Origin of the sequence: Nocardioides scoriae (assembly GCF_900104965.1) — a bacterium.
GTDB classification, from domain to species: domain Bacteria; phylum Actinomycetota; class Actinomycetes; order Propionibacteriales; family Nocardioidaceae; genus Marmoricola; species Marmoricola scoriae.
Genome location: NZ_LT629757.1, coordinates 1,587,078 through 1,599,388 on the forward strand (window position 1 = coordinate 1,587,078; position 12,311 = coordinate 1,599,388).

Sequence of the window (12,311 nt, forward strand, 5' to 3'; positions counted from 1 at the left end):
CCCGAGCGAAGGCGGAAGAGTGGCCAAGAAGAACGTCCGTGACAACGAGCGCCGTGCCAGGGCCGAGCAGCTCCGCAAGGAGCAGCAGCGCAAGGAGCGGATGCGCAGCTTCGGCATCCTCGGCGTCTGCCTGCTGGTGGTCGTCGGCCTGCTCGGGTCCGCGGTCTTCTACTACGTCCGCGACCAGCGCCAGCAGGCCGCGGCCGCCGGCGCCCCGCTCGCCGAGCTCGGCGTCTCCGCCTCCGCGGCCTCCTGCGACCCCGTCGAGGAGAAGGCCGCCACCGGCAACAACGAGCACCTGACGATCGGCAAGCCGATCGACTACCCGGACGCGCCCCCCGCCTCGGGACCCCACTGGGGCAACTTCCTCCAGGGCTCGGAGATCCGGTCGTTCTACACGACCGAGGACCGCCCCGAGAAGGAGCGGCTGGTCCACAGCCTGGAGCACGGCCACACCCTGGTCTGGTACGACGACACCGTCGAGCCGGGCACCGAGGCCTACCAGCAGCTGCGCGCGATCGGGAAGAAGTTCGACGGCCCGACCGACAAGCTGATCGTGGCCCCGTGGACCTCCGAGGACGGCGGCGACTTCCCCAGCGGCAAGCACGTCGCGCTGACGCACTGGACCGGCCCCGAGGACCAGAAGGGCGTCACGCAGTACTGCGGCCAGCCCAGCGGAGCCGTCCTGGAGAAGTTCATGGAGGACTTCCCCGCCACGGACGCCCCGGAGCCGAACGCGCCGTAGGGGGCGGGCTCAGGTCAGGTCGGTGCGCCCGGCCCGCTTGAGCTCCTCGACCACGGCCTTGACCTCCTGCGCGTGCGCGTACGTCGTGACCAGCACGGCGTCGCCGGTGTCGACCACGACGACGTCCTGCAGCCCCACCACCGCTACCGTGCGACCGGCGGCCGGCACCACGAGGCCGGTGCTGCCGGGGGCCTGCACGAGCGCCTCGTCGCCGAGGACGGTGACGCCCGGGGTCGACCGCGGCGTCATGGCGCCCAGGGCCGCGAAGTCGCCGAGGTCCTCCCACGCGAAGGGGCCCGGCACCATCGCGACGCGACCGGCGGCGGCGGCCGGCTCGGCCACCGCGTGGTCGATCGCGATCCGGGTCAGGCCGGGCCAGCGCCGCTCCAGCGTCGACGGGTCGGCGGCCACCTCGCGCAGCCCGGCGGCCAGGTCGGGGTGCTGCTCGGCCAGCAGGTCGAGCAGCGTGGCGGCCCGGACGATGAACATGCCGGCGTTCCAGCGGTAGTCACCGCTCGCGACGTACGCCGCCGCCCGCTCGGCGTCGGGCTTCTCGACGAACTCGCCCACCCGCCTGGCCGTGGGGAACCCCTCGACGGCCTCCTCGCCGCGGACGTAGCCGAAGGCGGTGGAGGGGCCGGTCGGCTCGATGCCGATGGTGACGACCAGGCCGGTGGCGGCGACCTCCGCGGCCTCGCGCACGCAGGCCCGGAACTCCTCCTCCTGGAGGATGACGTGGTCGGCGGCGAACGAGCCGATCAGCGCCTCGGGGTCCTCGCGCTCGAGCACGGCCGCGGCCCAGCCGATGGCGGCCATCGAGTCGCGGGGGGCCGGCTCGGCCAGCACCCGGTCGACGGCCGGGAGCTGGCGGCGCACGGCGCGCTCGTGGACCGCGCCCGTGACCACCACGACGCGCTCCCCCACCAGCGGCACCAGCCGGTCGACGGTCGACTGCAGCAGGCTGCGCCCCGAGCCGGTGAGGTCGAGCAGGAACTTGGGGTTGCCGGCGCGCGACAGCGGCCACAGCCGGGTGCCCGCGCCACCGGCCGGGACCACCGCCCACAGGCGTCCGAGCGGGTCCCCGGCAGGCGGGCTGGACGGCACGGGTGCGCTCACGCGGGCATCCTGCCACGGGGCACGCCCCCGACCCGACTACCGTTCGCGGTGATGACCACCACGATCCCCGACCTGCTCGCACGCCGCCTCGCCGAGGACCCCGGTGGTCCGCTCGTCACGTTCTACGACGACGCCAGCAGCGAGCGCACCGAGCTGTCCGCCACCACCTACGCCAACTGGCTGGCCAAGAACGCCAACCTGCTGGTCGAGGAGCTCGACCTCGCGGCGGGCGACCTGCTGCTCGTCGACCTGCCCGCCCACTGGCTGGTGCCGGTGCTGCTGGGGGCCGCCTGGAGCGCCGGCGTCGCCGTCACGACCGACCCCGACCAGGGGCACGACGCGGTGGTCTGCGGGCCCGACTCCGTCGCGTCGTACGCCGCGGCCGGCGGCACCGTGCTGGCCTGCTCGCTGCGCCCCTTCGCCACGCCCTTCGCCGAGCCGCTGCCGCCCGGGGTCGTCGACCACGGCACCGCCTGGCCCGGCCAGAGCGACGTCTTCCTCGGGCTCGACCCGGTCACGCCCGACACCCCGGCGTGGGTCGACGCCGACGGCGCACCCGGCCACGCCCTGCTCGTCGAGGCGGCCGCCGAGGCGGCCCTGGCGGGCCGGACCCGGGTGCTGACCGACCGCCACCCCGCGAGCGGGCGCGGCGTCCCGCTGCTCCTCGCCCCGCTGCTGGCCGGCGGCTCGCTCGTGCTGGTCCGCCACCCCGACGCCGAGGGCTGGGAGCACCGGGCCGAGCAGGAGCAGGCCAGCCTGGTGCTGCGGGCCTGAGCCCCGCCCCGGCCACCCGCGCCGACGGGTGCCCGCGAGTGCCGGCGGGGGTGCCCGCTGCGGGTCAGTCCGCGCGGACGTGGTCGGTGAAGCCCTCGCCCATCAGCCGCTTGGTGCCGACTCCACGGCCGGTGCCGGGCAGCACCCAGACCTTGCCGAGCTTGTCGCGCACGACCAGGTCGGCGCGGCCGTCGCCGTCGACGTCACCCGGTCCGATCACCCAGGCGAACTTCGACAGGTCGACCCCGGCGCCACCGGCGGCCGGGACGAAGCCGCCGCCGGGGCCGTTGTAGCGCGAGCCCTTGGCCGCCGGCGCCCAGCTGCCCGAGCCGATCTGGTTGAAGGTCCGCAGCGTCGCCGGAGCGGTGCGCGGCGCCTCGAAGCCGGCCTTGCCGTTGCCCGGGTAGACGACCATGTCGCCGGTGCGGGTCTTGCCCGCCAGGTCCGGGTCGCCGTCGCCGGTGACGTCGCCGACGGCGGCCAGGCGCACGACCGGCTTCCAGCCGTCGGCCATCGTCGTCGGCGAGCCGAAGCCGCCCTTGCCGTTGCCCCGGCGCAGCACGAGCCGGTCGCCGTCGTCCTCGCGGGTGACCAGGTCGGCGTGGCCGTCGTCGTTCCAGTCGCCGACCGAGAGCACCTGGCTGACGCCGCTGATGCGCAGCGTGGTGGCCATGGTCTCCCACAGGTTGAGGCGGCCGTTGTTGGGCACCACGACGAGGGCGGTGCGGGCCGCGTTGAGGCCGACCAGGTCGCCGCGGGTGCCCGTCATCGGGGCGACGGAGAGGTCGACCAGCGAGGCGGCGGCGTCGTAGGGCCCCATCGAGGAGGTGCTCAGGGCCGGCTTCGAGCCCGGCAGACCGGCCACGATCTTGGTCTCCCGGGTCGAGGCCGAGCGGAGCACCAGGTCCCCGACCGCGTCTCCGGTCAGGTCGGCGGCGCTGCCGGCGAAGGTGTCGAAGCCGGTGTTGAGGGCCCGGTCGCGCACCGGGGTGCCCAGCGTGCCCCTGGAGGTGGCCGGCACCAGGTAGAGGTAGCCGTCGGAGCGGCGGGCGGCCAGGTCGACGCGACCGTCGCCGTTGACGTCGCCCACGGCGGCCGTCGAGGTGTACGACGACCACGCGCTGCTCAGCAGCGTGGACCGCGTGAAGGTGCCGTCGCCCCGACCGGTGAACAGGCGCAGCTTGCCGGCGCTGCCGACCGAGATGACGTCGTTGCGGCCGTCACGGTCCCAGTCCCCCGCGGCGATGACCGTGCGGGCCGGGGCGAACGCCGTGGTGGGGGCGGTGCCCGTGGTGGCCACCTTGCCGGTGCCGTCGCCGGCGTACACCCGGGTGGTGCCGTCGGAGACGGCCCGGGCGAGCACGTCGCCGCGCTTGTCGCCGGTGACGTCGCCCACGGCGACCACCAGGTCGAAGCGCTTCCAGTTGGCGGTGGTGCTGACGCTGCCCGTGAAGTCGGTCTGGCCGGCCGTGGGCAGCACCTGGACGGTGCCGTTGGTCTTCTGGGTCACCAGGTCGGGGAAGCGGCCGGTCGTGAGCACGCGGGCGGCCGGCAGGTCGATGTCGGCGGGCTGCTTGGCCCAGGCGCGCGGCTTCTGCGTCGGCGAGGTGAACACCGCGCCGTTGTCGCTCGGCGGCGTCGGGGTGGGGGTGGGGGTCGGGGTCGGCGCCGGGTTGCCGTTCTGGGCCGCCGTCTGCAGCTTCTGCGCCGCCGCGCGGATCGCGGGGATCTTGGCGTAGAGGTACTTGCCCGGGCAGGCGGTCTGGCCGACGTCGCGGTGGCCGTTGATGGCCTGCAGGTAGCGGTCCTTGACGTAGAGCCTGGTGCTGTCGGCGCGGATGTCGTAGGACGACAGCTTCCACGCGAACAGCGCGGCGTACGCGTCGAGGACGGCCTGGGGCGGCGCCACGACGTCGTAGTTGCCGATCGCCGACATCGCGAAGGAGACCTCGTTGTAGCCCAGGGTGTGGGCCCCGACGACGGCCTTGCCGACCCCGCCGTAGCGGCCCTCCCAGATCCGGCCGAAGCGGTCGACGAGGAAGTTGTAGCCGATGTCGCTCCAGCCGCGGGACTGCGTGTGGTACGCGTAGATGCCGCGCAGCAGGGACGGCACCTGGGCCTCGGTGTAGGTGTTGGCGTTGACCGTGTGGTGGATGAACCCGGCCTTGACGGTGCCGTAGCTGGGCGAGCCGTCGCGCAGGCTCTCGTTGGCGCCCCACTGGGCGCGGGAGTAGATCGTGGGCTTGGTGCTGACCTTCATGGCGCTCAGCGCGACGGTGTCGCTGCTCGAGGTGGTCGCGGTGTCGCCCGAGGTGGTCGCCGGCGTCGGGCGGGCGCCGCCCTGGTCCCCGGTGGTCCCCGCGGGGTCGGGGAGGGTCGCGGTGTCGATCGCGGGCCCGGCCTCGGTCGTGGGGCCGGTGCCCGGGTCGATGACGGCCAGCTCGAGGTCGGGCGGCGTCGAGCCGTCGGTGGTGGAGGCCCGCATCTGGACCTGGTCGACGTCGCCGACCACGACCGCGTCGGTCCCCGGGCGGTCGCGCGCGGTCTCGGCCTCGGCCCCGTCGGGGCCGTGCTCGTCGTGGTACTCCGCCGTCGTCCAGCCCGACCAGCGGCCGTCGGTCTCGGTGCGGACCTGCACGGAGATCTGGTCCTCGTCGTACTCCACGCCGTGCTTCCAGGTCACGCCGACGGTGGCGTAGCCCTTGACCGGCTGGGGCGCCGAGCGGGCCACGAGCCGCGCCGGCTGCTCCTCCTCCTGGGCATCCGGCTGCACGCTGCGTCCCGAGGTCCGCGGCGCGGGCGCCGGGGCGGTGGGGCTCGCGGCCGGGGCCTGGGGCTGCGCGGGCTGCTGGGCGGTCGGGGCGTCGGGCCGGGGGGCGTCCCGGACCGCCGGGGCGACCCCGGTGACCTTGACCTCGCGGACCTTCGGCGTCACCGGCGTGGTGTCGACCGTGCCCTGGAGACGCTGCCGCAGCACCGTGGCGTCGTCCGGCGAGAATGCCTGCGCCGCACCGGTCGAGGGCGCGGGGACGATGTCGAGGGTGCGCACGCCGGCGGCGGACACGCCCACGACGAGCACGACCGCCGTGACCAGCGACTGCTGGCACACGGTGACGTAGCGGGCACGGCGAGAAGGCATCAACAGGTCTCCGAGTGAGGGGAAGTAATTCACACGAGTACCAAGTTTCACACCAGTTACAGGTGCCCCCGCAACCTAAATGCCCGAATTACACATCTGTATTTAAATGCCCTCGTTAATGCCACCGGTGTCATTCTGGGCCGAATTCCACGGGTGTGATTAACGATTTCCGTCCCGCGGCTCACGCCCGTCCGGGCGACGTCCGGGCCACGTCCCGGCCACGTCAGGGCGACGTCCGGGCAGGCCGGCGCCGGCGGTCCGTCGTACGACGGACCGCCGGGCGGCGGAGCAGCAGAGGGGGCGCCTCAGACGTCGGCGCCGAGCTCCTCGTCGACGTTCTCCTCGTCGGGAGCGTCGTCGTAGTGCAGGTGCCGGATGCCCTCGTCGACGTCGCCGTCGAAGGTCAGCTCGCCCTTCTCGAGGACGAGCACGCGGTCGCACATCGCGCGCACGGAGGCGGCGGCGTGGGAGACGTAGAAGATGGTGGTGCCCTGCTGGCGCACCTCCTGCATCTTCTCCATGCACTTGCGCTTGAAGGGCCGGTCCCCCACGGCGAGCACCTCGTCGGCCAGGAACACGTCGGCGTCCACGTGGATGGCGATCGAGAACCCCAGGCGGGCGTACATGCCCGAGGAGTAGTGCGAGACCGGGGTGTCCATGAACTTGCCGATGTCGGCGAAGTCGACGATGGCGTCGAACTTGGAGTTGATCTCCTTCTCCCCCATGCCGAGGATCGCGCCGTTGAGGTAGAGGTTCTCGCGGCCGGTCAGCTGGGGGTGGAACCCCGCCCCGGTGGCGATCAGGCCGGCGATCCGTCCCCGGGTCAGGACGCGGCCCGCGTCGGGGCGCATCACGCCGTTGATGACCTTGAGCAGCGTGCTCTTGCCGGAGCCGTTGAGGCCCATCAGGCCGATCGACTCGCCCTGCTCGACCGTGAAGGAGACGTCCTTGACGGCGAGGAACTGCTCGCGCAGCGGCAGGCCGCGGGCCCGTGCCACCGCCATCGACTTCAGGGTGCGGCTGTAGGCCATCGTGAACTGCTTCGACACGTGGTCGACCTCGATGGAGACGGACATGTCAGAGGCGCTCCGGGAACTTCCCCTCGGCGCGGGTGAAGAACCGCTGCGCGAGGTAGAGGAGGACGAGGCAGATGCCGAGCGTGATCAACCCACGGACCCACTGGTCGGGCGGGAAGGCCTGCTCGACCCGACCCTTGTCCTCGACCACGGGGTACCAGAAGAAGCGCTGGAAGAGCATCACCGCCTGGGCGACCGGGTTGGCGACGTAGATCTGGTAGAGCACCGGGTGGGACGCGTGGGCGGCGTAGATGCGCTCGAAGGGGTAGATCATCGGCACCATGAAGTGCATGAACTGCAGGATCGTGCCGACGATGTTCTGGAAGTCGCGGTAGAAGACGTTCAGCGCCGAGAAGAACAGCGCCAGCGCCCCGGCGAAGCTGGTGAGGATGGCCAGGCCGAGCAGCAGCGCGGCCACCGAGGTCCACGTGACGTGCCAGCCCGCGACGAGGCAGGCCAGCACCAGCACCAGCATCTGCGGCAGCGTGTGGTAGCCGGCCACCACCATGGACGCGACCGGGAAGACCTCGCGCGGCAGCCGCATCTTCTTGACCAGCGCGCGGTTCTGCCAGATCGAGCGGGTGCCGCCGTTCCAGGTCTCGCTGAAGTAGTGCACCACCACCATGCCGGTGAACAGGTGGATCGCGAAGTGCGGGAAGTCGCGGTGCAGCCGGAGGATGAACCCCATCACCACGTAGTAGACGGCGAAGCGCATCGCCGGCTGCACGTAGGACCACAGCAGGCCCAGCAGCGAGGCGGAGTACATCTGCGCCAGCTCGCGGCGCACGATCAGGCGCAGCAGGTAGGGCTGGGAGAACACCTCGCGCAGCCCGCCCTTGGGGGCCGGCTCGCGCAGCTCGGCGTCCACGACCCGCACCTGGCGCGGCCCGGTGGCGGCCACGACCGGCATCGAGTCGGCCTTGCGCGCCGCCAGGCGTCGCGCGCGACGGGCCCGGCGCTTGCGCGCGCGGGCCTCGTCGACCTCCTCCGAGGCGGCCGCGGCGGCGGCCTTGTCGGCGGGGCCCCCGCGGCGGTGGACCTGGTCAGTCACCGACGCGCCCGCCCTGCAGCGTGCCGGGGCCCACGGCGTCGTCGAGTCCCTCGAAGGTCTGCTTCCAGGTCTCGGGGGAGGTCAGGTCGCCCAGCGACTCGCGGTAGCGCCGCGAGAGCGCGGGCCACTCCTGCAGCAGCCGCCGGTGCAGGACGGCCGAGCGGCGCATCTGGTCGGCGAACAGCTGGGGGTCGCGCTGGTACCACGACGCGCTGGTGCCGTCGGCGGCCGAGACCACCGCGGAGTCCATCTGCGCCAGGCGCCACCAGCGCTGGTCGACGTGCGGCACCAGGCCCTCGGGGTGCTGGCGGGAGAGCTCGCGCGGCTTGCGGGTCTGGCGCACCAGGCCGGTGGCCGCCTTCTTGAGCACCGAGAGCTTGCTCTGCGCCACGCCCGTGTCGCGGCCGCGCTTGGGCGGCTTCTTCATCCGCGGGGCCGGGAACGCGGAGAGGTCCTTCTCGACGCGACCGTCGGTGAAGTGCTCGCGCAGCTCGCGGACCTCCTTGAGCCGGAAGGACATGTCGCGGTGCATCCGCTCCGGCCCGGCCAGGACGTCCTCGAGCGCCAGCAGGATGACCTCGCCGGTGCTGTACTGCATCGAGACCATGCGCTTGGCGTGGTTCTCGAGGCTCTCCAGCGCCAACCGCCCACCCCGCTCGTACGGCGAGTGGAGCAGGCCCGTGACGAGCCGGTTGCGCTCGTGGAAGTAGGCCTGCCAGTCGAGGGTGTCGTCCTTCTCGGTCCAGGGGACGTGCCACACGGCCGAGCCGGGCAGCGTCACCGTCGGGTAGCCGGCGGCCCGGGCGCGCAGCCCGAACTCCGCGTCGTCCCACTTGATGAACATCGGCAGCGACAGCCCGATCTCGCGGATCACCTTGGTCGGGACCAGGCACATCCACCAGCCGTTGTAGTCGACGTCGATGCGGCGGTGCAGCCACTTGGTGGAGCGCAGCGTGCGTCGCGAGAAGTCCTGGCCGTGCTTGGTGGCCGGGGCGGGACCCCAGAACCAGCGCCACGGCGCCAGCGACTCGCCGAAGGCGTGCATCACCGAGCGGTCGTAGAGGCTGAACATCTGGCCGCCGACCAGCACCGGCTGGCGGGCCAGGTCGGCGAAGGTGACCGCGCGCTCGATGCCGTGCAGCTCGCAGACGACGTCGTCGTCGAGCAGCAGCACGTAGTCAGAGCTGCCCCTGGAGACCGCCTCGCTCATGGCGCGCGAGAAGCCGCCGGAGCCGCCGAGGTTGGCCTGCTCGACGAGCTTGAGCTTGTCGCCGAGCTTCTCCGAGGCCCGCGCGAAGTCGGGGTGGTCGCTGACCCGCTGGTTGCCCTGGTCCACGACGATGACCTCGTCGAGCAGGTCGAGCACCTCGGGGCTCTCCCCCAGGTTGACCAGCTGGGCGGCGCAGAAGTCGGGCCGGTTGAAGGTCGTGATGCCGATCGAGAGCCGGCCGTGGGCCTGGCGGTCGGTCTCGAAGGCCCAGGTCGCCTCCTCGAGGGCGAGCTCGCGCTCGTCGGCCTCGATGTCGAACCAGTACCACCCGCCGTCGATGAACGGCGCCAGCGGCAGCTCGAACTCGAGGTGGACGGGCTCGGCGGAGTCGACCCGCGCGCTCTCCGCCCGGACGACGTGGCCCTTGGCGGTGGAGCGGTAGATGATGAGGTTGCCCTGGCCGCTGAGCGTCACCGACAGGTGCACGCTCGAGAACTCGGTCCACCGGCGCCAGTAGCTGGCCGGGAAGGCGTTGAAGTAGGTGCCGAAGGTGAGCCGCTTGGTCGGCTCGGCCACCGCGTGGCCGGCGTCGGTGATCCGGCCGAAGCCCTGGATGCCCTGGGCGACCTCGGTCGTCTCGACGTCCTTGGACTTCTTGCCGCCGGAGTCCTCGCTCCCGGCGCCCGCCTGACCGGTGCCACCGCCCTCGGCCGCGCCGAAGTGGGACACGCCGCCGACGTAGAGCGCGCGGACGTCGAGCTCCTGGTCGGCGCGCATCAGGGTGCGCTGGACGGTCCGGAGACCGACGCTGGTGGCCGCCTCGTCGGACGTGGTGGTGGTGGGGCTCACAGTGCCTGCCTGAGGGGGGTCAAAGGGGTGGAACGGCCCGGTTCGGCCATCGTCGAAGGTACCAGCCCGAGGCCCCCGGACCGGGCCCACCGCGCGTGGCGGCGGGCCGGACCGGCCCCCGCGGGGGCCGGGTCCGCCAGGCGCGTCGCGGCCGGTCTAGCCGACGGGGGCGAGGAACTGCGCGAGCTCGGCCCGGGTGGCGTCCTCGTCGAGGTCGCGGTGCTCGAGCACGGTGTAGCGGTCGGGACGGGTCCCGGGACCGGCCATCACGGCCGCGACGAAGGCCTCGTCGTCGAGGCCCACGCCCGCCGGGGTGACCGGCAGGTCGTGGCGCTCCAGGCAGTCGCGCATCTCGGCCAGCAGGTCGTGCTGCCCCCGCAGGTGGGTCGCGAACAGCGCGCCGAGACCGGCGAGCTCGCCGTGGTTGGAGGTGCCGGGGTAGAGCTGGTCGACGGCGTGGAGGATCTCGTGGCACGCGCCGCTGCACGGCCGCGAGGAGCCGGCGACCGACATGGACATCCCCGAGAGCACCAGCGACTGGGCCAGCGTGATGAGGAAGTCGTCGCTCTCGATGCCGTCCTGGCGGCGCAGCACCGCCTCCGCGGCGGTGCGGGCCAGCGCCAGCGCGAGGCCGTCGACGGGCTCGCCGCGCTCGCGGTTGGCCAGCTCCCAGTCCTCGACCGCCGAGAGGTTGCTGATCACGTCGCCGATGCCGGCGCGGACCAGCCGGGCCGGCGCCGCCTGGACGTAGTCGAGGTCGACCAGCACGGCCAGCGGCATCGCGACGCCGTAGGACCCCTTGCCGTGGCGGTGCTCCAGCGAGGCCACGGGCGAGCAGATGCCGTCGTGGGCCAGGTTGGTGGCCACGGCCACCATCGGCACGCCCGCGCGCGTCGCGGCGTACTTCGCGACGTCGAGGGTGCGGCCACCGCCGATGCCGACGACCGCGTCGAAGCCGTTGCCGGCCATGGCCTCCTGCAGCCGGCCGGCCGAGGCCAGCGAGGCGTCCGGCACCTCGAAGAGCAGCGCGTCGGGCAGCGTCGGGCGGACCTGCTCCCAGATCGCCTGGCCCTGCGAGGGGCCGACCGCGATGACGACGTCGCCCGAGCCCGAGATGAACCGCTGCTGCAGCACCTGGGAGAGATCGGCCACCGCGCCCCGCTTGATCTCGACGACCAGGGGGCTCGGCAGCATCCGCGTCAGTATCGGCATGCGATGGTGCGTGCCCTCTCCAGGTCGCGGTGGTCGTCGACCTCGACCCAGGAGGTGCCGGCGGCGATCGGCGCGGTGCCGACGGTGCCGCCCCGGTTGACCAGCTCCTGGTAGCCGTCCTCGTAGTAGAGCTGCGGGTCGCGCTCGAAGGTGGCCTGGAGCGCCTCGGCCAGCGCCGGCACGGCCGCACCCTCGATGAGGGTGGCACCGATGTACTCGCCGCTCGCCTCGGAGGGGTCCATCAGCTTGGTGATGCGCCGCATGTGGCCGCGCTCGTCGGTGACCACCTTCATCTCCTCCTCGGCCAGCACCTTGGCGGTGTCGAGCGCGAGCACGATGTCCTCGCTGCCCTCCTGCTGGCGGTACTGCAGCAGGGTCTGCTCGACCGAGACGGGGTGCACCGTGTCGCCGTTGACGAGCAGGGCGCCCTCGCTCATCACCTCGCGCGCGGTCCACAGCGAGTAGGCGTTGTTCCAGACCTCGGCCTTGTCGTTGTGCACCAGCGTCAGGCGCACGCCGTGGCGGCGCTCCAGCGCCTCGCGGCGCTCCTCGACGGCGTTCGACTTGTAGCCCACCACCACGGCCACCTCGCGCAGGTCGCTCGCGGCCAGGTTGGCCAGCGCGATGTCGAGGATCGTGGTGTCGCCGTCCACCGGGATCAGCGCCTTGGGCAGCTCGTCGGTGTAGGGCCGAAGGCGTCGGCCGGCTCCTGCCGCCAGCACCAGTCCGATCACGTCGTGCACCTTGCCTTCCTCAGTCGGGGCACCCCCGTGTGGGAGAGTGCGCAAGCGCACAGGCTAGCGGTGACAGCGACCGGCGGCCTGATCGGCACGGACACGTAGAGGAGCACACCTGATGAGCAGCACGGTGCGAGCACGCGCGGGACGCGCGCTGGACGCGGTGGCCCGGGCCCGGTCGCGTGCCGCGGGCCCCGGCCAGCGGACCGACGCCCGGATGGACCGCCTGGCCGCCCGCATCGACGAGCTGGAGGCGGAGGTCCAGGAGTGCCGCCGCCTCAACCGGCGGCTCGCCGAGCTGACCGACGTGGTCGAGGAGCTGCTCCTCCCCCTCTCCCAGCGCGACGAGGCCGGGGCGCGCGAGCACCTGGACCGCTACCGCGCGGGGCTCTGAGGCGACCG

The 12,311-nt window shown here is 72.9% G+C and carries 10 protein-coding genes; 3 read left to right on the top strand and 7 right to left on the bottom strand.

Translation table 11 applies throughout. From position 1 onward, the window contains the following. The first annotated feature begins 19 nt into the window (after positions 1–19). The gene (locus BLU55_RS07585; RefSeq protein WP_091727955.1) at positions 20–745 is read left to right on the top strand and encodes a DUF3105 domain-containing protein; all 726 of its coding nucleotides are present in this window, start codon (positions 20–22) and stop codon (positions 743–745) included. A 9-nt stretch (positions 746–754) separates the two neighbouring features. On the opposite strand, the gene BLU55_RS07590 is transcribed toward BLU55_RS07585, so the two are convergent. Continuing rightward, positions 755–1,861, bottom strand: coding sequence for a mannose-1-phosphate guanylyltransferase (locus tag BLU55_RS07590; RefSeq protein ID WP_231917103.1), 1,107 nt, complete (start codon positions 1,859–1,861; stop codon positions 755–757). Positions 1,862–1,912: 51 nt separating this feature from the next. Between BLU55_RS07590 and BLU55_RS07595 the strand changes: the two genes are divergently transcribed. Next, positions 1,913–2,635, top strand: a complete 723-nt coding sequence (locus BLU55_RS07595) for a TIGR03089 family protein (RefSeq protein ID WP_091727958.1) — start codon at positions 1,913–1,915, stop codon at positions 2,633–2,635. Between the two features lie 64 nt (positions 2,636–2,699). Here BLU55_RS07595 and BLU55_RS07600 read toward each other — a convergent pair whose 3' ends face one another. The 6 genes from BLU55_RS07600 to BLU55_RS07625 all read right to left on the bottom strand — a co-directional run bounded on the left by BLU55_RS07600 (position 2,700) and on the right by BLU55_RS07625 (position 11,915). Continuing rightward, positions 2,700–5,774, bottom strand: coding sequence for an FG-GAP-like repeat-containing protein (locus BLU55_RS07600; RefSeq protein ID WP_157682781.1), 3,075 nt, complete (start codon positions 5,772–5,774; stop codon positions 2,700–2,702). A 305-nt stretch (positions 5,775–6,079) separates the two neighbouring features. Continuing rightward, on the bottom strand, positions 6,080–6,850 hold the full coding sequence (locus BLU55_RS07605; RefSeq protein WP_091727964.1) for an ABC transporter ATP-binding protein: 771 nt from the start codon (positions 6,848–6,850) through the stop codon (positions 6,080–6,082). Between the two features lies 1 nt (position 6,851). Continuing rightward, entirely contained in the window at positions 6,852–7,901 is a 1,050-nt protein-coding gene (locus BLU55_RS07610) for an ABC transporter permease (protein WP_091727967.1), read from the bottom strand. Further along, the gene (locus BLU55_RS07615; protein ID WP_231917104.1) at positions 7,894–9,960 is read right to left on the bottom strand and encodes a glycosyltransferase; all 2,067 of its coding nucleotides are present in this window, start codon (positions 9,958–9,960) and stop codon (positions 7,894–7,896) included. The genes BLU55_RS07610 and BLU55_RS07615 overlap by 8 nt, the downstream gene beginning before the upstream one ends. A gap of 156 nt (positions 9,961–10,116) precedes the next feature. Then, the gene (locus BLU55_RS07620; RefSeq protein WP_091727969.1) at positions 10,117–11,154 is read right to left on the bottom strand and encodes an iron-containing alcohol dehydrogenase family protein; all 1,038 of its coding nucleotides are present in this window, start codon (positions 11,152–11,154) and stop codon (positions 10,117–10,119) included. A 5-nt stretch (positions 11,155–11,159) separates the two neighbouring features. Further along, positions 11,160–11,915 (bottom strand): phosphocholine cytidylyltransferase family protein, encoded by a 756-nt coding sequence (locus BLU55_RS07625; protein WP_231917105.1) that lies wholly within the window; start codon positions 11,913–11,915, stop codon positions 11,160–11,162. Between the two features lie 112 nt (positions 11,916–12,027). Here BLU55_RS07625 and BLU55_RS07630 point away from each other — a divergent pair, with 112 nt between their 5' ends. Further along, positions 12,028–12,303: a DUF6752 domain-containing protein gene (locus tag BLU55_RS07630; protein WP_091727972.1), complete on the top strand. Its 276-nt coding sequence runs from the start codon at positions 12,028–12,030 to the stop codon at positions 12,301–12,303. The last annotated feature ends 8 nt before the right edge of the window (positions 12,304–12,311 follow it).